Annotated in this window: 20 protein-coding genes and 1 tRNA gene; 10 read left to right on the forward strand and 11 right to left on the reverse strand. The window is 69.1% G+C overall.

The annotated features are described in order from the left end of the window. The first annotated feature begins 3 nt into the window (after positions 1 to 3). Entirely contained in the window at positions 4 to 432 is a 429-nt protein-coding gene (locus tag ACTWQA_RS27125) for a hypothetical protein (protein WP_443161882.1), read from the forward strand. A gap of 91 nt (positions 433 to 523) precedes the next feature. On the opposite strand, the gene pruA is transcribed toward ACTWQA_RS27125, so the two are convergent. Both pruA and ACTWQA_RS27135 read right to left on the reverse strand, forming a co-directional pair. Then, complete coding sequence (gene pruA, locus ACTWQA_RS27130; protein ID WP_443161883.1) at positions 524 to 2,149, reverse strand: L-glutamate gamma-semialdehyde dehydrogenase; 1,626 nt, start codon at positions 2,147 to 2,149, stop codon at positions 524 to 526. Next, positions 2,149 to 3,066 carry a proline dehydrogenase family protein gene (locus tag ACTWQA_RS27135; protein ID WP_443161884.1) on the reverse strand — a complete coding sequence of 306 codons (918 nt, stop codon included), beginning with the start codon at positions 3,064 to 3,066 and terminating at the stop codon, positions 2,149 to 2,151. The genes pruA and ACTWQA_RS27135 overlap by 1 nt, the downstream gene beginning before the upstream one ends. A gap of 75 nt (positions 3,067 to 3,141) precedes the next feature. On the opposite strand from ACTWQA_RS27135, the gene ACTWQA_RS27140 reads away from it, so the two are divergent. Further along, positions 3,142 to 4,209: a PucR family transcriptional regulator gene (locus ACTWQA_RS27140; protein ID WP_443161885.1), complete on the forward strand. Its 1,068-nt coding sequence runs from the start codon at positions 3,142 to 3,144 to the stop codon at positions 4,207 to 4,209. Here ACTWQA_RS27140 and ACTWQA_RS27145 read toward each other — a convergent pair. The 3 genes from ACTWQA_RS27145 to ACTWQA_RS27155 all read right to left on the reverse strand — a co-directional run bounded on the left by ACTWQA_RS27145 (position 4,194) and on the right by ACTWQA_RS27155 (position 8,051). Then, on the reverse strand, positions 4,194 to 4,907 hold the full coding sequence (locus ACTWQA_RS27145) for a glycoside hydrolase family 16 protein (protein WP_443161886.1): 714 nt from the start codon (positions 4,905 to 4,907) through the stop codon (positions 4,194 to 4,196). The two genes, ACTWQA_RS27140 and ACTWQA_RS27145, sit on opposite strands and share 16 nt — an antisense overlap. Before the next feature lie 104 nt (positions 4,908 to 5,011). After that, positions 5,012 to 6,115, reverse strand: coding sequence for a glycosyltransferase (locus ACTWQA_RS27150; protein ID WP_443161887.1), 1,104 nt, complete (start codon positions 6,113 to 6,115; stop codon positions 5,012 to 5,014). Between the two features lie 109 nt (positions 6,116 to 6,224). Continuing rightward, complete coding sequence (locus ACTWQA_RS27155; protein ID WP_443161902.1) at positions 6,225 to 8,051, reverse strand: SpoIIE family protein phosphatase; 1,827 nt, start codon at positions 8,049 to 8,051, stop codon at positions 6,225 to 6,227. A gap of 65 nt (positions 8,052 to 8,116) precedes the next feature. Between ACTWQA_RS27155 and ACTWQA_RS27160 the strand changes: the two genes are divergently transcribed. Then, on the forward strand, positions 8,117 to 8,833 hold the full coding sequence (locus tag ACTWQA_RS27160) for an ANTAR domain-containing protein (RefSeq protein WP_443161888.1): 717 nt from the start codon (positions 8,117 to 8,119) through the stop codon (positions 8,831 to 8,833). A 34-nt stretch (positions 8,834 to 8,867) separates the two neighbouring features. Here ACTWQA_RS27160 and ACTWQA_RS27165 read toward each other — a convergent pair whose 3' ends face one another. Further along, on the reverse strand, positions 8,868 to 9,224 hold the full coding sequence (locus ACTWQA_RS27165; RefSeq protein WP_443161903.1) for an STAS domain-containing protein: 357 nt from the start codon (positions 9,222 to 9,224) through the stop codon (positions 8,868 to 8,870). Positions 9,225 to 9,399: 175 nt separating this feature from the next. Between ACTWQA_RS27165 and ACTWQA_RS27170 the strand changes: the two genes are divergently transcribed. Together ACTWQA_RS27170 and ACTWQA_RS27175 are read left to right on the forward strand one after the other, a co-directional pair. Further along, entirely contained in the window at positions 9,400 to 10,170 is a 771-nt protein-coding gene (locus ACTWQA_RS27170) for a SigB/SigF/SigG family RNA polymerase sigma factor (RefSeq protein ID WP_305922150.1), read from the forward strand. A gap of 17 nt (positions 10,171 to 10,187) precedes the next feature. Then, complete coding sequence (locus ACTWQA_RS27175; protein WP_443161889.1) at positions 10,188 to 10,601, forward strand: ATP-binding protein; 414 nt, start codon at positions 10,188 to 10,190, stop codon at positions 10,599 to 10,601. A gap of 89 nt (positions 10,602 to 10,690) precedes the next feature. On the opposite strand, the gene ACTWQA_RS27180 is transcribed toward ACTWQA_RS27175, so the two are convergent. The 4 genes from ACTWQA_RS27180 to ACTWQA_RS27195 form a co-directional block, all read right to left on the reverse strand. After that, complete coding sequence (locus tag ACTWQA_RS27180) at positions 10,691 to 10,888, reverse strand: hypothetical protein (RefSeq protein WP_327583013.1); 198 nt, start codon at positions 10,886 to 10,888, stop codon at positions 10,691 to 10,693. 6 nt (positions 10,889 to 10,894) lie between these two features. Then, positions 10,895 to 11,656, reverse strand: a complete 762-nt coding sequence (locus ACTWQA_RS27185) for a hypothetical protein (RefSeq protein ID WP_443161890.1) — start codon at positions 11,654 to 11,656, stop codon at positions 10,895 to 10,897. Positions 11,657 to 11,662: 6 nt separating this feature from the next. Next, positions 11,663 to 12,214, reverse strand: coding sequence for a hypothetical protein (locus ACTWQA_RS27190; protein WP_305922154.1), 552 nt, complete (start codon positions 12,212 to 12,214; stop codon positions 11,663 to 11,665). 88 nt (positions 12,215 to 12,302) lie between these two features. After that, positions 12,303 to 12,728, reverse strand: coding sequence for a hypothetical protein (locus tag ACTWQA_RS27195; protein ID WP_443161891.1), 426 nt, complete (start codon positions 12,726 to 12,728; stop codon positions 12,303 to 12,305). A gap of 190 nt (positions 12,729 to 12,918) precedes the next feature. Between ACTWQA_RS27195 and ACTWQA_RS27200 the strand changes: the two genes are divergently transcribed. The 3 genes from ACTWQA_RS27200 (at position 12,919) to ACTWQA_RS27210 (ending at position 14,632) form a co-directional block, all read left to right on the forward strand. Next, positions 12,919 to 12,992, forward strand: a tRNA-Pro gene (locus ACTWQA_RS27200). 56 nt (positions 12,993 to 13,048) lie between these two features. Then, complete coding sequence (locus tag ACTWQA_RS27205) at positions 13,049 to 13,819, forward strand: hypothetical protein (RefSeq protein ID WP_443161892.1); 771 nt, start codon at positions 13,049 to 13,051, stop codon at positions 13,817 to 13,819. 84 nt (positions 13,820 to 13,903) lie between these two features. Beyond that, positions 13,904 to 14,632: a hypothetical protein gene (locus ACTWQA_RS27210; RefSeq protein WP_443161893.1), complete on the forward strand. Its 729-nt coding sequence runs from the start codon at positions 13,904 to 13,906 to the stop codon at positions 14,630 to 14,632. Positions 14,633 to 14,642: 10 nt separating this feature from the next. Here the strand turns inward: ACTWQA_RS27210 and ACTWQA_RS27215 are convergent, their stop codons facing one another. Next, positions 14,643 to 15,233, reverse strand: a complete 591-nt coding sequence (locus tag ACTWQA_RS27215) for a DUF4240 domain-containing protein (RefSeq protein WP_443161894.1) — start codon at positions 15,231 to 15,233, stop codon at positions 14,643 to 14,645. A gap of 302 nt (positions 15,234 to 15,535) precedes the next feature. Between ACTWQA_RS27215 and ACTWQA_RS27220 the strand changes: the two genes are divergently transcribed. Together ACTWQA_RS27220 and ACTWQA_RS27225 are read left to right on the forward strand one after the other, a co-directional pair. Then, positions 15,536 to 15,937, forward strand: coding sequence for a hypothetical protein (locus tag ACTWQA_RS27220; protein ID WP_443161895.1), 402 nt, complete (start codon positions 15,536 to 15,538; stop codon positions 15,935 to 15,937). A 281-nt stretch (positions 15,938 to 16,218) separates the two neighbouring features. Then, positions 16,219 to 17,109, forward strand: coding sequence for a hypothetical protein (locus ACTWQA_RS27225; RefSeq protein ID WP_443161896.1), 891 nt, complete (start codon positions 16,219 to 16,221; stop codon positions 17,107 to 17,109). The last annotated feature ends 442 nt before the right edge of the window (positions 17,110 to 17,551 follow it).

Genomic DNA, 17,551 nt, shown 5'->3' on the forward strand with positions numbered 1-17,551 from the left:
CCGATGAGCCGCACCATCCGCACCCTGCTGGGAGTCACCGCCGCCGCGGGCATCGTCGCCCTGGGCGTCCCGGCCCTCAGCGCCCCCGCGAACGCATCGACCATGTCCGCCGGCACCTTCGACGAGGTCAGGCAGGATCGGCCCTTCCTGTTCAATTACACCTTCAACGGCCATCTCAAGATCGCTGGCGGCAATTTCACCATGGGGGGCCGCGTCTTCCTGACCGTCAAGTACAACTCCGGCCGGGCGGCGTTCTCCAAGTGGCAGATCGCTCAGCCGCACTCCATCACGCCCGGCGGAACCATCTATGTCGACACGACGATCGCCGCTCCCTGCGCCGGAAGCAAGAACGGGTACGCGCGCGCCTACGACGAAGCCACCAAGAGGTGGTCTGCTCGGCTGCCGGTGAGCATCTGCCAGCGGATCGACTGACGCCTGCCGCCATGGCGCCGCCCCGAGACCAGGATGCCGAGAGCCCCCGGGGGCAGGACCCGGAGGCTCTCGGAGTGGCGGGGCCGGGAAATCAGCCCATGTGCGGGTAACGATGGTCGGTGGGCGGGACGAACGTCTCCTTGATCGTGCGGGCGTTCACCCACCGGATCAGGTTGAAGATCGAGCCCGCCTTGTCGTTGGTGCCGGAGGCGCGGGCGCCGCCGAACGGCTGCTGCCCCACGACCGCCCCGGTCGGCTTGTCGTTGACGTAGAAGTTGCCGGCCGCGAAGCGCAGCCGGTCCGAGGCCGCGGCGATGGCGTAGCGGTCCTGCGCGATGATCGACCCGGTCAGCGCGTACGGGGCGATGCCCTCCATCTGGTCGAGCACCTGGTCGAAGTCGCGGTCCTCGTAGACGTGCACGCCAAGGATCGGGCCGAAGTACTCCTTGACGAAGATCTCGTCGGCCGGGTCGGCGCACTCCAGGATGGTCGGCTTCACGAAATATCCGACGCTGTCGTCGTACGAGCCGGTGAGCACATCGATGTTCGAGGCCGCCCGCGCCCGGTCGATGGCCGCCTTGTGCTTGGCGAAGGCCCGGCCGTCGATGACCCCGCCCATGAACGTCGACAGGTCCCCGGAGACGTCACCCACGGTCAGCGACTCGGTGGCGGCGACGAAGTCGTCGCGCATCCGGCTCCAGACCGAGCGCGGCACGTACGCGCGCGAGGCCGCCGAGCACTTCTGCCCCTGGTACTCGAACGCGCCCCTGACCAGCGCCGTCGCGAGCACGGCCGGGTCGGCGGACGGGTGGGCCACCACGAAGTCCTTGCCGCCGGTCTCGCCGACGAGCCGCGGGTAGCCGTGGTAGGAGGCGATGTTCGCGCCGACCGTGCTCCACAGGTGCTGGAACGTCGCGGTGGAGCCGGTGAAGTGGATGCCGGCCAGCGCGGGGTGCGTGAGCGCGACGTCGGAGACGGCCTGGCCGTTGCCGGTGACCATATTGATCACGCCGGGCGGCAGCCCGGCCGCCTCCAGCAGCCGCATAGTGAAGTGCGCGGCGAACTGCTGCGTCGGCGACGGCTTCCAGACGACGACATTCCCCATCAAAGCGGCAGATGTCGGCAAATTTCCGGCGATGGCGGTGAAATTGAACGGCGTGATCGCGAGCACGAACCCCTCGAGCGGCCGGTACTCCATCCTGTTCCACACGCCCGGCGACGACATCGGCTGGTCGGCGTAGAGCTGCCGGGCGTAGGCCACGTTGAACCGCAGGAAGTCGATCAGCTCGCAGGCCGCGTCGATCTCCGCCTGCTGCACCGACTTGGACTGGCCCAGCATCGTGGCCGCGTTCAGCGTCGCCCGCCACGGTCCGGCCAGCAGGTCCGCCGCCTTCAGGAAGATCGCGGCCCGCTCGTCGAACGACAGCGCCCGCCACGCGGGCGCCGCCTGGAGCGCGGCGGAGATCGCGTCCCGCACGTCCTGGACCGTAGCGTCGTTGGTACGGCCCAGGACGGAGGCATGGTTGTGCGGCTGCACCACGTTGATGGGCGCGCCGCCGCCGAGCCGCTGCTCGCCGCCGATGGTCATGGTGAGGTCGATCGACGCCCCGGCCAGCTCCTTGACGCGGTCCTCGAGCGTGCCGCGTTCGGCGCTGCCGGGCGCGTAGCCGTAGACCCGCTCGTTGGCGGGAACGGGGACGTTGCTGATGGCATCCATTACTTACCCCCAAGGGCACGAAGGAAGAAGGCGACGTTGGCCGGGCGCTCGGCGAGGCGGCGCATGAAGTAGCCGTACCAGTCGTCGCCGTACGGGACGTAGACGCGGACCGTGTGACCGGCCCCGGCGAGGGCCTCCTGCCGGTCGGTCCGGATTCCATAGAGCATCTGGAACTCGTGGTCGCCGATCGTCCGCCCGTATCGGTCGGCGAGCAGCTCCGTGATCGCGATCATGCGGTCGTCGTGCGTCGCCACCATGGGGTAACCCTTCCCCGCCATGAGGATCCGCAGGCATCGCACGTACGCCTTGTCCACGGCGGTCTTCCCCTGGTGCGCGACCGAGGCGGGCTCGCGGTAGGCGCCCTTGACCAGCCGCACCCGGGAGCCCTCCGCCGCCAGGTCGCGGCAGTCCTCCTCGCTGCGGAACAGGTACGCCTGGATCGCCACGCCCGTCGACGGGTAGTCCTCACGCAGCTTGCGCAGGATGCCGAGCGTGGAGTCGACCGTGGTGTGGTCCTCCATGTCGAGCGTGACGGGCGAGCCGTTCGCCGCGGCGGCGGCGCAGATCTCGCGGGCGTGCTCGAGCGCCATCGTCTCGTCGAGCCGCTGCCCGACGGCCGACAACTTCACCGACACCTCGCCCGCGGCGCCGAGCTCCAGCGGCCGCAGCGCCTCCAGCAGCCTGATGTAGGCGTCCGCGGTGGCCTCGGCGGCCCGCGCGTCGCGCGTCTCTTCGCCGAGGTGGTCGATCGTGACGGCCAGGCCGGCGTCACGCAGCCGCTCGACGGCGTCGCGGGCCTCCCCGGCGCTCTCGCCCGCGACGAACCGCCCGACCACCTTCCTGGTGAGCGGGAAGCCGGAGACGGTGCGACGTACGACACCGCTCCCTGAAGCGGCGAGCAGCAGGTGACCGAGCATGTGCTCAGTTTAAAAACGCAGCTCAGAGGGGGCCATCGACGCGCGTAACGCGGCGTGTGGCAGGCTGTTGTACAAATGCACAATTCGGCCGACCTACAAGAGCTCGTCGACGAGATCGCCGCCCGGCTGGGGGCGTCCGCGACGCTGGAGGACCGCACGTTCCGGCTGCTGGCCTACGGCGCTCAGCACGGCGACATCGACACGGTCCGCCAGGAGTCCATCCTGCGCAGGCGCGCCACCGGCGAGGTGCGTGACTACTTCGAGCGCTACGGCATCGCCAAGGCCGAAGGCCCGGTCAAGATCCCCGGCGACGCCGACCTCAAGGTCCTGGCCAGGGTGTGCTGGCCGCTGCGGCACGGCGACGTCGTCTACGGCTACCTGTGGCTGCTCGACTCGGGCGCGCTCACCGGCGAGCGGCTGCGCTCGGCCGCGCCGCTCGTGGCCAGGGCCGCCGCCGCGCTCGCCCAGGAGGCCAGGAGCCGCCGCGACCTCGGCCGCGGCCTGCTCGCGCTGTTCTCGCCCGACCCCGAGGAACGCGCCGGCGTGTCCATCGAGGTGCCCGGGCCGGTCACGGCCATCGCCGTACGGGAGTCGCAGGAGCGCCTCGCCGCCCTCTGGACGCTCCCGCGCGGCGTCCTGGCCCGCCCCGGCTCACCGGTCGCCCTGCTCGCCCCCGCCCACCTGGCCGGCGAGGTGGCGCAGACCGTGCAGAGCGCGTACGGCACCGCGGCCGGCCTCGGCGCGCCCCGGAGCGATCCGGGCGACGCCTGGCTGAGCTGGCGCGAGGCCCGCCAGGCGCTGCGCATCGCCGAGCACTTCCCTCGGCACGCGCCCGTCGCCCGCTGGGAGGACCTGGGCGTGCACCGCCTCCTGGCCCGCCTCGGCCGGCCCGACCTGCGTGAGCTGGCCGCCGAGACCGCCGCGCTGGACGCGGAGCTGGCCCAGACCGTGGAGGTCTACCTCGACCTCGGCGGCCACGCCCAGAAGGCGGCCGCCGACCTCGGCATCCACCGGCAGACGCTCTACTACCGGCTGGGCAAGGCCGAGCGCCTCACCCACCGCGACCTCTCGGACGGCGACGACCGCCTGGCCGTACACCTGGCGCTCAAGGCCGCCAGGCTGCTCGGTCAGGACGCCTTGTAGACCTTCACCCAGTCGACGTACATCGACACGGTGGCCGGGGTCGAGGCGTCGCGGCAGCGCGGCTCGCACACCACGTCGTTCTGCAGTGCCAGGGCCATCCGGCCGCCGCCGGGCACGTACGCGCCGCGGTAGTCCCACACCTTCCTGCCGTCCAGCCAGAACGTCAGCCGCCCCGGCAGCCAGTCCACGGCCGCCGTGTGCCAGCGGGTGAAGTCGGCACGCAACTGCCGCTGGGCCCGGCCCTGACCGCCGTGCACGAAGATTCCGCCGCCCTGCCGCTTCGGGTCCACGATCTCGGCGAAGTTGACCTCGGCGTAGCCGCCGCCCTGGCCCTGCGCCGTCGGCCACAGCAGCGCCACCGGCGTGTAACCGGCGCCCGCCTCGGCCCGGAACCTGACCTCCCACCGGCCGTACTGCTGCGCGTGCCTGGCGGCCACGCCGCCCGACAGGTCCTTGCCGCCGTACATGCCGCCCTTGAGGCGCAGCACGCCGTTCGCGACCGTGGCCGCTCGCCCGGTGCGCGGGTTCCGTTCGGCGGTGGGGGAGTGGTAGATCATCCACCTGTTCGTGTTGATCGAGGAGCCGGTGAAGTTCTCGACGAGGACGGGCGCGCCCCACGTCTGCGCCTGCGCGGTCTGGGGGAGCGCGGCGACGCTCAGGAGCGCCGTCGCCGCCAGGATCGAACTGCGTCTGAGCATGCGCCCCATAGAAGCAAAGTTTTCACTCTGGTAACAGCCCCGTCCGCCGCCGCCCGTTCCCGGCCACGGAAAAGGCCCCGGCAGAGCCGGAGCCGTTTCGCAGGTCAGGCGCAGGCGTGCTCGTAGACGCGTACCAGCTCCTGGCTCACCCGCTCCCAGGAATAACGCGAGCGGGCCCGGTCGGCGCCCGCGTACCCGAGCGCGGTCCGCAGGGTCGGGTCCCACAGCAGCTCGCGGGCCAGCCGCGCGGTACGCGCCGGCCGGTCGGGCGGCACCAGCAGGCCGGTGACGCCGTCGATGACCGAGTCCAGATGCGCCCCGACGGCCGAGGCGATCACCGGCACGCCGCAGGCCATGGCCTCAAGCGCGACGATCCCCGTGACGGCCTCGCGCGGCACCGACACCACGGCGTCCGCGCTGCGCATCAGCTTCGCCACCGCCGGCCGCTTGACCTGGCCCAGCAGCGTCACCCGGTCGTCGACGCCGAGCTGCTCGGCCAGGGAGCGCAGGCGGCGCGCGTCCCTGTCGTCGTCGAGGTCATCGGGCTCGGGTCCGCCCGCGATGACCAGCTCCACGTCGGAGAGCCCCTGCAGCGCCCGCACGATGGTGTGCGCGCCGCGGTCCGGCGTGAGCGGGCCGACGTGCAGGAGCCGCTTGCGCGAGCCGCGCGTGGCCACCGGGCCGCGCCGCTGGAAGCGCTCGGTGTCGACGCCGTAGGGGACGATCGCGATGTTGCCGCGTGGCACGCCGAGCCGGATCAGCGCCGACTCCTCGTCGCCGGAGCCCGCGATGACCGCGTTGGCCCTGCGGCCCAGTGCCCTTTCCACGTCCTTGTGCAGCGCGTCGACAGTGTGGAACGTCTGCGTGACCGGCACCGACAACCCCTCGGCCCCGGCCACGGAGGCCAGGCCCCAGGTCCAGCTGTGGGCGTGGATCACGTCCGGCCTGTCCTGGCTCCACCGCCGCATCAGGTGCTCGCCGAGGTCATGAAGGTACGGCAGCACGTCGTCGGCGGGCAGATCCTTGGGCGGGCCCACGTCCAGCTGCTCCAGCGTGACCCCCGGGGCCACCCGCGTCCTGGGCCTGCCCTCGGCGCTGTCACGGCGGGAGTAGATCGTGACGTGGTGCTCGCGCCCCAGCTCGCGTGCGACGGCGAGGAGGCGATGGCGCTGGTTTCCCCCGGCGGATGCGACGATCGCAATATTCATGGCACACCTCAGCAGCGTGGAAAGCGTTTAAGGTGTGCCTGCGTCTTAGGCACATGCGTCTACGTCTACGACGATACCCAGGTTTACTGCGCTCGCAAACCCCTACAGATCAGACACCCCGTAGGGCGAGCACCACGATCTCATCCCACACCTGGCCGCTGGAGAAGGCGTTCCGGTCCGACTCCACCGCCTTGACCACGGTGGACGGCGCCTGGCCCGCACACCGGCCGAGCACGTCGGCCAGACGCTCCTCGCCGTACGGCTCGCCGCGCTCGTTCCTGGAGGAGATCAGCCCTTCCGAGTACAGCACCAGCGTCTCGCCCGAGCAGACCGTCAGCGTCTCCGCCCCGGTCTCCGCCTCGGGCGCGATGCCCAGCGGCACGCCGCCGCCCGCCGCGTACCGCACGCCGCCGTCGGGCTGCAGCAGCACCGCGGGATGGTGCCCGGCCGACGACAGCCGGATCTCGCGGCCCCGTACGAACCCCGCCACCGCCATCACGAACATGCCGGTGCCCTGCGCGACCAGGGCCTCGTTGACCTTGCGCATCACCAGGTCGGGATCGGACTCCCAGGCGCTCAGCACCCGCAGGCCGCCGCGCACCATGGCGCTGACCGACGCCGCCTCCTCGCCCTTGCCGGCCGCGCCGCCCAGCGCGAACGCCCATCCTTTGGAGACCGGGAAGACGTCGTAGAACTCCGCGCCCACCGACGAGCCCGGGTAGTAGACGGCCGCCGCCTCGTAGCCGGGCACGTCGGGCAGGTTGCGCGGCGCGACGCTCGCCGACAGGGCGTCCGCCGCGCTCGAACGGCTCTGGTAACTGCTCTGCGCGCGGACCGCCAGCCCCAGCTGCAGCCCCACCTCCTGCATCACCGCCAGGTCCGCCAGCGTGAACGGCGGCCTGTCGTGCGTGCGTACCAGCGTCAGCGCCCCGTCGCCGGCCCCGATCGGCACGCACACCATCGAGCCGGCGCCCATCGCCGTCAGCACCGGCCCCTCGGCGCAGAAGCCCAGCAACGTCTCGTCGTCCACCATCTCCTGCACGACGCCGGAGCCCCGCTCCAACACCTGCAGCACCACCTGGCCGGCGGCCGGATCGGCCGCCTCGACCTGGCGTACGAGCTCGCCGACCGGATGATCCTTGGGCCCCATCACGACCGCGCGGCGCGGCAGCCCGCCACGCACGAGATCCGCGACCACCCAGTCCGCCCACTCGGCCGCCAGCAGCCGGGTCGCCCGCGCCATCGCGACCGGCCGCAGCAGCGCCTGCTCGTCGAGCAGCAGCTTGCCCATCTTGACCAGCAGGTCCTGCCGCTTGGCCGCGGCGATCAGCAACGCCCCGTCGGACTGCTCGGGCCGCCGCGCGCCCGGCTCGGGCAGCTGCACCTCGGTCGGCAGCGCCACGGCCGCCACCATCTGCTGCGGCTCGCCCGGCATGGTCAGCCGGGTCAGCGCCACCTGCACCGTGTGGGTGCGCCCCTGGTGCGCCAGCCGGGTCTCGAACGCCGACGGCTGCCCGGTCTGCAGGACCGACGTCAGATGCGAGCGGAACGCCGCCCGCCGCGACACGTCCACGAGCAGCGGGAACGAGCGCCCCACCAAGTAACCGTCGGGGCTGCCGAGCATCCGCGAGGTCTCCGGGTTGATCCTCCTGACCACGCCGCCGCCGTCCAGCACGATCACCGGCACCGGGAACGCCCGGAACACCTGGCGCAGCAGTTTCAGCTCCCGCTGCGTGCCGTCCTTCTTGCCCCCGCTCCGCTTGGCGCCCTTGCGTAGCTGCTCGCGGGCCTCGGCCAGCAGTTCGACGGCCGTGTCGAGCTCGGCGAGCGCGGCGTCCAGGGTTTGCGCCTGGTCGGCGGGGTAGGCGGTCCTCGCTTCACGCAGCGACGAGACGCGCCCGGCCAGCGCGTCCAGCGCGTGTTCGAGGTCCGGCATGCTCACCCTCTGACGCTACGCCACTCGGGATATTGACTGCTATATGGGGGTAGAGCCTTATCGCTATGGAATCGACCGCGATGATCACTCCCGGCCTCGCCCGCGACCTGGCCACGCTGGGCCGGCTGAGCGAGGACACGTCGACGGAGAGCGTGCTGCGCGGGCTCACCACGGCCCTGGCGGCCGGCGTACCGGGCTGCTCGGGGGCCTCCGCCGAGCACTGGCGCGACCAACGGGTCCTGGTCTCCGGCTCGCACAGCGAGCTGATCATGCTCGTCGAGGGCGAGCGCGAGCTTGGCGAGGGCCCGTCCATCGAGGCCAGGAAGATCGGGGCCCGCGCCTCCGTGACGGACGTGCTGACCGACAGCCGGTGGCCGCGCTACGACGCGCTGGCCACCCGATGGGGCGTGCGCTCGGCGCTGGTCGTGCCCATCGACGTGGCGCCCGCCGAACTGGTCGTGGGCCTTTACTCCGTACGCCCGGGCGCGTTCTCGGCGCAGGGCGCGCACTCGCTCACCGACATGCTGACCGAGCAGCTCGGTGTGGCCATGGCCAACATGTCGGAGTTCGACGAGGTGCGTACGGATGCCGCCCAGTTGCAGGCCGCCCTCGCCGGGCGGTCCGTCATCGACCAGGCCAAGGGCATCATCATGCAGACCAGCGGATGCACGCCCGAGGCCGCGTTCGAGGAGCTGCGCAGGATCTCCCAGCACCACCAGGTCAAGGTGGCCGACCTGGCCAGGCTCCTGGTGGACGAGCACCAGCGCAAGTCACGCCGCTGACCTCGGCCATCCGGCCTCGGCCGTCCGGCCTCAGCTATCCAATGGCGGCCAGAGCGTCGTCGAGCGTGTCGTAGAGCGGCAGCCGCTGAGCCAGCCCCGTGATCCACATCACCTTGGACTTGGAGTATTCCACTCCGATCAGCGCGAACCGCGCGCCCGACGCCAGGCTCGTCTGCCAGTGGTGCACGATCAGGCCGAGGGCGCGTGAGTCCATGAACGTCACCCCCGCCAGGTCGAGGATCACGTTGGAACCCGCCATCGACAGGTAATCGGCGAACTGCTCGCGCGTCGTCGCGTCGAGCACGCCGTCGACTCGGATCACGGTGATCCCATCGACGGTCGACGACGTCAGGCTCAGGGCCGCCGCAGGCCCGTCGCCGTTATCCGGCATTGTCACGCAGCAACCCTACTGTCACCGCACGAGGGAGGAATACTTCTGACGACACGGGGGACACTGGATCCGAAGTCCAGCAGCGGGCTTTCGTCTCGAGAGTAGAGCGAGGCGCGCCTCTGCATGGGCTCTTTCTGCTCGGCAGAGGCCGCCTGCGTCCATATGAGGAGCAGCGATGGCTGTGCAGGAATACGTCCTCGAGGAGATGACAGCAGAAGAGCTCCTGGCCGAGATGGCCAGGGACGAGACACCGGACAGCCACAAGGAGCGGCTGCGTGAGCGCATCGTCGAGATGCACCGGCCGCTCGCCATGGAGATCGCCAGGCGATACCGGTATCGGGGCGAACCTTTGGAAGATCTCCTCCAAGCCGCGTATGTTGGCCTGATGAAGGCCGTCAACGGCTTCGACCCGAGCCTCGGGCACGCCTTCAGGGGCTACGCGGTCGTCACCATGACCGGCGAGGTCAAACGTCACTTCCGCGACCGCACCTGGGCCATCCGGGTCCCCCGCCTCTACCAGGAGCGGCGCTCGGAGCTCAACAGGCTCGTCGCCGACCTCAGCCAGGACCTCGGCAGGTCGCCGACCGTCGCCGAGCTGGCCGCCAAGATGAACATCACCGAGGAGGACGTCCTGCTGACGCTCGACGCCTCCGCCGCCTACAGCACGCTGTCGCTCGACGCGCCGCTCGGCACCGACGACGACGCCGCCTCCCTCGGCGACGTCATCCCCGAGGACGACGACACGTTGAGCACGATGGTCGACAGGGAGGCCGTCAAACCCCTCATCGACGCGCTTCCCTCGCGCGAGAAGCACATCCTGTTGCTGCGGTTCTTCGGCAACATGACGCAGGCCGAGATCGCGGCCGAGTTCGGGATCTCCCAGATGCACGTCTCGCGCATCCTCCGCAAGGTTCTCGACCAGCTGCGCACCGAGCTGGTCGGCTGAGAAGAAGGTTTCGCCGGGTGAACGAGGGCACAGAGCCTCCGTCGGGCTACACGAGCCCGCCACCCGGCGCGCCCGTGAGACGGCTCCGTTTCCGACTGCCGGATCTGCCACGGGTCCGGCAGTTCGCTGAGGACGAGGCCCGTGACGCCGGCATGGCCGAGGAGGCCGTCGGCGACTTCGTCATCGCCGTCAACGAGGTCGCGACCAACGCCGTCACCCACGGGGCCGATCACGCCACCCTGCGCACCTGGACGGCGCGCGGAGACCTGGTCGTCGAGGTACACGATGAGGGCTCATGGAAACCAGGGCCGACGCCGGACGCCGTGGGCGGCATGGGCCTGTGGGTGGCCCGCGTGCTGTCATCCGACCTGACGCTGCGCGTGGGCAACGGCGGCAGCACGGTGATCATGCGCTTCCCGGGCAAGGACTGAACCGTCCACCACCTGAACACGCGTCCGCCGCCGGTGCTGACCGGCGGCGGACGTTCCTGTTGTCGGGGGGCTGGAGCCGCCACCTGCTGTCAGCGGCGGGCTCGGCCACGCCAGTTGCTGTATCCGGTGCGGAAGCCGGCCTTGCCGACCCCTGCCTGATGCAGGGCCAGCAGGCACAATCCCAGCAAAGCGAACGTCATCCCCGAGAACCCTCCGGGAATCCGCGCGCCGACCAGGTCGAGCAGGAAGCCCAGCCCGAAGATGATCGCTGCAACTATCGCGAGCATGTCATGTCACCTCGATCCCTCGCTCTGGCGGCCTGACGCCTGGTCCGGCTGCGTGCCCTGCGTTCCGGACAGGGCCAGCAGACGCTCCAGGACATTCCTGTAGTCGCGCAGCGCCAGGCGCAGCTGCTCGGTGTCGGCGGACTCGGTGTCCTTCCAGCGGTCGCGCAAGGCGTCCGTACGGTTGGTGAGGCTGCTGGTGAGCGACTCCACCACCTCGCCCACCAGGCCGTCGGCGCGTTGCACGGCATCCCCGGGATCGTCCACGAAGGACGCCTGCAGGTCGCGCCAGCGGGCCTGCACCTGCGCGGGATCCTGATCGAACAGGACGACGTCCTCGGGAGCGGCGTGCTCCGCGGCATGGGCCGGATCGGGCCCGGTCACCGGCTCCGGCTCCGGCTCCGGCTCCGGCTCCGGCTCGGACAGCATGTCACCGCCGGTCCTGGCGTATGGATCTCGATAGGGGACGTCTTCGTCTCCGGGAACGGGAGTCGCGACGGCGCCGGGGACGGCCGCCGCATATTCGTCGTCGGTCCGGGGGCTCTGGGCCCTCTCCTCGTCGTCGTTCTCATCGTCCACCTGCCCGGGAACGGGTGTGGTGGCTTGCTCGCTCCGAGCGAGCTCCTCCTCATCGGCGCGATCGCCGCCGGGCTGATCGCTTGGGGAACGCGCTTCCGTCACACCAGCACGCTCATCAGGTCGCTCATCGGCGTTCTGATCAGCGTGCTCCTCGGCGCGTTGCGACGGCACTTTCAGCTCGTCGCTGCTCATATCGTGTCACCGTCCTCCTCGGGTGGTTCCCTCCAGCAGCTCCTCGAACAGCGCGCGGTAGTGCACCATGGCCTGCCGGAGCTCCTCCGTGGAGGCCTCCTTCCTGGCCGCCCGCCCGCTGATCTCGTGAGCAGTCCTGTAGTGATCGAGAGTCGCCGCGTGCCCCACCGACAGGTCGGACAGCCGCTGCTCGAAGTCCTCCGTCGGGTAACCCCGTTCCGCCATGACCGCCGTGACCAGCTGATCCGCCTCGGTCACTGCGAATCCCGGCGCGTCCACGAAGCGCTCCTGCACCTCGGTCCACCGGTTGGCATAGGTGTCGCGGGCCTCCGCGGGGAGGGGCCGGATATCGAGCTCGGCGTGACGCTGCTCGCGGGCGAGCAGCTCCTGCTCGGCTTCCCGCCGGTTCTCACGCTCGGCGACCGTGCGTTCGTACTCCGGGCCGAAACGTTCGCGGAGATGGTTACGGCGCTGCTGCCGCTGAAGCATGACGTACACGACTGCGGCGACCGCCACCACCGCGACCACGACGACGGCCACCCAGACATAGGTGGTCATGATGTTCGCCTCCGGTCTCTATGGTGAGACCGCGACTGCCCTCGAACAGGCATGTGAAACTCACCCGGCCATACCGGCAAGGGCGTGCTCAGCGGCCTTCGAGCCCTTTTCTCGCCGCCGCGAGCACGGCTGCGACATGTGAGCCTGATGGGGGAGCGGGGACCTCGCTGAACCCCTCGTCGGCGTCGTACCGGACATCCAGCCCGGCATCGACGAGCCGCTGCGCCCACCGCAGCGCGGTGTTCAGCCGCTCGGCCGCCGGCGGCTTCCCCTGCGCGGCCGCCGACAGGTTACGCAGATTGGTCGCGGGCCCCGACTGGGCGTGCGCCCGGGCGAGCTTCCACGGCACCGCGTCACTGTGGTCCATCATCGGCTTGGCCAGCCCGGCGGCCCGCTTCGCCTGCAACACCCCGGACTCGCTGACCCCGAAGTGGGCGGCCAGCTCCTGCACGCTCATCCCCTGGGCGACCAGCTCGGCCAGTTCCCTCCGATCGATGGTCGGCCTACGCCCCACCCGGCCACCTCCATATCGCAGACGATTCAAAGATATCGAACACCCGGATGCCCCACGGGAGCACCGAACGGCGGGCCGCGACGATCATGTGCGGTCTGGCCGAGGACGGCGTCCCCGTGAAACTCGTGGTAATGTTTCTCCTGCGCAGCCGAGGAAACACACCGTTCGCCGAGGCGCGGAGCGCAACTTCCGGGGTATGGCCCAGCTTGGTAGGGCGCCTGACTGGGGGTCAGGAGGTCATCGGTTCAAATCCGGTTACCCCGACACGCGGAAGGGCCTGGTCGCCGATTTTCGGAGGCCAGGCCTTTAATGTTGCTCTCATGCGGCCTGCCGTCCTCCCGCGCACCAGGCGTACCTGGACAGACGACGAATTGCGCGCCGCCATCGCCGGTGCCCGCTCGTGGCGTGGTGTCCTTCGCGACATGGGGCGCAACGACAGCTCGGCGGGTGTCGTCCGTGGCATGAAGCGGCGAGCATCGGAACTGGGACTTGACACCAGCCACTTCACCGGCGCCCGACGCTGGTCCGATGCACAACTACGCGCAGCGGTCATGGAATCGACCTCCTGGGCATCGGCGCTGGCCCGGCTCGGGTGCGGCGACAACGCAGAATGCCGCGCCAGCGTGCGCGGTCACGCCGCCTGCCTCGGTCTCGACATCAGCCATCTGGAGCCCGCTGCGCTTCCTCCGGCCGTCGCTCTCGGCGAGCCGGACCTCGTCCATCTTCGGAATGCCGCACCGACCTTCGCGATGGCTTGGTTTCAAATGCGTGGCGCGCACCCCTCCGTTCCCGCGGATCCCCGTCCGTACGACCTGATCGTGGAGGTGGGGCCGGGCGATTTCCGCGGTGTTCAGATCAAGACCTGCATCAGCGAGAGCGGTGAAGTCACCGTTGCGCCGAGGGTCTCCGGCATGCGTAAGTCGGGACCGCGGATCCCGTATGACCCGGTCGATGTGAGCATGTTCTTCATCGTCGACCGCAACCTCGACGTCTATCTCATCCCAGGCATTGCGATTTACGGCAAGACAGGGATCTCTCTAGCGAAATACGAAGCCTATAGGGTCGGCTCCGCTCGGTGCTTGATGGGATGAACCCCGTGCATAGTGTCAAGTGATGATCGAGGTACTGGCTCGCAGGCTGAACCCCTCCGCCCGCAGGAAAGCTGCGACGAGGCGATGGCTCGTTCGCTGAGCCCGTCGGGTCCGGCCGGGGCCGTCGAGGCGGATGATGGCATGGAAGTGGATCAGGCCGCGCCGCTGCTACTCGGCGACCTTGGCACCCCTTGCCCGAACGCCGCACCATCCTCATCACTGACCGCAGCCGGCCCAACCTCGCCGCCCTATGGCAACCACCCCGACGTCCAAGCATTCGGCTGGGGCGCCGCCCAACGCGACCGCAAACCCGAAATCCTGCTCTTCACCGGTGAGAAGATCACCGCCAACAGGGAAGTCGCGATCATGCTCGGGGTCCGGCCCGACCACCCGGTCATCCACCGCCGCAGCCTGTGGCACCGAGGCCACACCTCCGCCATCCACGGCGCATCGGCCCGCCTGGAGATCAACTCCTACACCAACGCCGACATGCTCCCCGAGGGGGATGACCCCAAGCGTCACGCGCAGTACCGCAAGCGCCCCGGCCTCTTCTACCAGTCCCTTATCCGCGAAACACGGCACCGTTCGCTGGATGACACTCACCACGGCCCGCATCGCCTACGAAGACGAACGCACCGCGCTCGGCATGGACTACGCCGAAGCCGTCCTCATCATCCGCCGCATCATGGCCCACCCCATCGAGGTCACAGAGGCAAAGCACCCGCCAACCGCTACGAGATCGGCTACCACCGCGAACTCGCCGACGAACCGAAAACCAACCTCACGCCACAGGAACTCAGCGACAAGGCATAGACCTCGTGATCTAGGGTCGGCCGTAGAGGTGGCGCATGTATCGGTTGATTCGAGGGAGCCTCCGCGCGGACTCTTCCGCATTGTCGAGCTCCCATGCCTCGTCCGTGGGGTTGGGAAGCGCGAACAACTCGAAGCCGCGAGACCGGAGGGCCTCCGCTAGTTCCTCATGCCCCTTGCCCGTCGCTTGCTCCCAAGCCTTGACGGCTACGTAAGCCAGGCTTTCGAACGCGGGCCAGTCTTCGTTGGTCCACGTTTGCCGGTTCCGCGCCATGACGACAAGTCGCTGGACCGCTGGCACGTCCACAAGGGCATCAGGCTCACGGGCCATTCGTTCGAAGGTCGCTCGGCCCAGGCCGGCGAGCCACATCTGGAAGTACCAGAAGCCGTCATCGGACCCGCCGAAGTACAGGGCGCGCACGGCACCCCACATCAACCACGTGTCGACCTTGCGCCGAGCCGTAAGTATCCACGCGTCGAAATCGACGATCTCCTCGGCGGAACGTTGCGCTAGCCGCTTGTGAAGCCATGCCAGACGAGCCTCTTTACCTGTGGTTTCACGCGCAGATTGCTCGATCAGGAGCCAGAATTCATCCACATCCATGACGAGCGATCTTGGCAGACGCGCTACAGCCGGCCAAGCGGCATCGATCGGTAAGGCAGAAACGGCGAACTCCGGTATGGCCCGACACTGACACGGCAGGCACGGCCCGAACTGGCTCAGAGTTTCTTTACTGGGTCAAGCCGCCGCCCGCTGGGCGGCGGGGCGGCCGGGGCGGTCCGGGCGGGCATGCGGCCTCTCCGGGCCGGTCGCGCCCGGCCACCCCGCCGCACCATCGAACGGGGCAGAAGTATGAGGAAAGTGCACTCTGTCACCCTATTGGCCCTGTCCATCAGAATGGGGCTGTGGCGAACACCGTTAAGGCATCCTCGATGCCGGGCACCCTCAAAGCGGCTCAGTTCATCATCACGCTCGAAGTGGCTTTCGGCCTGGTGGGCGTGGCGATCACGCTGGGTGGCTTCTTCTCCACCTTTAATTGGGGCGTCCTGCCTGCTCTGATTTACGCCGCAGGAAGTACCGCCCTTCTCGGGTGGTTGTTGAGCCGATGGTCGAGCCGCCGAATGTACTTACGGTGGGCAATCATCGCGGTGCACCTGCTGGTGATTGGCGCCAGCATCCTCGACTTGGCCCTCTTCTCCACTGTGACTTGGAAGGCGGTGTTCGGCTATCACATGCTCACTTGGGCCGTCATCGTCTTGCTCCTCCTGCCTTCGGCTGGGCGCTGGTTCAGCGAGTCCCACGCCTGATGTATCGGCAGGCTCAACGCCTGCTCGTTCAGCCGTCGATCACGCAGATTTCGTCGCGTCATTCAGTTGATAATTGGCCGCGACTGGGCTGATGCCGTGACGATCGCTCACTTCGGTACTCGCCGTTGATGGCCAGGGCGATCGCTGCCGCGAACCGACTTCGTCGGTCCTTGCCACCGGATGAGAGGGCTGACCGTGTGTTCCCGAGAGGAAACCGTAAGAACCCGAAAAGATAAGCGGAGACGTCGGGTGGTGGCTGATCATAGGGCGGAGGAGATTTCGTGCGAAAACTACTCACGTTCCTGTCCGCGGTGCTGCTTCTGTCCTCCTGCGGCTGGTTGCATCAAACGTCACCTGGCGGGTCCCATGGTGCCTCGTCTGACGAGTTCGAGACGCGTGCCAGGGAGGTGGCGGAGCGCTGGCAGGGCTCGACCGACGACCGCGCCTGGCGCAAAGGGTTCGTCGCGCTGGAGGTGCTGAACCCGCAGGGATGGAACCACGTGCGCCGAATCCCGGCCTGGGTGAACAGAAGCTCGCACAATGGCGCTTGGCGGCTGGCCATCAAGCTGCCTGCGGACTCCCCGGACCGTGCCGACGTGCGATGGCCGGATGGCGAGGTCTCGCAGGTGCCGCTCATCTCGGCGGCGAGCGCGTACGCAGAGTTCAGCAAACCGGCCGACCTCATCGAAGAGGAGTGCCCGGCCAACGGATGCCGCACTCTCCGGGTGACCGGCGCGAAGCTGGGCAAGGTGCCGCTGGAGACCAGCCGCGGCACGATCCAGGTGCCCGCATGGCTGTTCAGCGTAGAGGGGGTCGAGCAGAGGAAGGTTCATGTGGCGGTCGACCCCTCGGCCGTCACCGCTCGTCCCGAGCGAGTGCAGGGGGACGTTGAAGAGGTGATGGCATTCGACCTTGTCGCCGGCAAGCCACACGAGCTGCTTCTCCGGTACGGCTACGGCGCCTGCGACACCATTCACGGGGCGCGCGCTTACGAAACGGACCAGCTGGTGGTGGTCGACGTGGACGAGAGAACCTCCGACTCCGCTGAGGTGTGCCCGGCGATACTGAAGACAGCCGTGATCACCGTCACGCTCGCGCGACCGCTGGGCGACCGCCTCGTGCTCGACTCCGGGACGGGGCTGCCGGTGCTGCGGGGACTGAACAGGCGCTGACGGCCCGGCGACCGCATGCGGCGCTGCCGAGATGCGCAGACCGCATGGTCCTGGTGCCCGGTGGAAAGGCGCTCTCGTGGAGGGCTGACCCTGGTCCTTACGGTTGAGGGCGCACGTGACCACGGGCGCGCTCATGCCATGGGTGGTCATCGTGGTCGATGAGCCCTTCTGCCGGAGACCTCGTGGCCTTCGTTCAGTGACAGGCTGACGCATCGATACCCAGGAAGGGCAAGCAGGGTGCAAGCCCTTCGATGCTGACGGGGATAGTGAGGTGCTGCTCCCATGCCGTCCGGCTCAGGCATAGCCGATGCTCTATGAGCTGCCCCGGGTTGGTTGGAGGCTCCCAAGACTGGAAGGCTGGGAGTCGTGCCCGCACCGAGGAAGTACCCGCAAGAGTTGCGTGATCGCGCCGTCAAGATGGTGTTCGACCTGCGTGAGGAGA

The organism is Nonomuraea sp. 10N515B (assembly GCF_052245915.1).
GTDB lineage: Bacteria > Actinomycetota > Actinomycetes > Streptosporangiales > Streptosporangiaceae > Nonomuraea.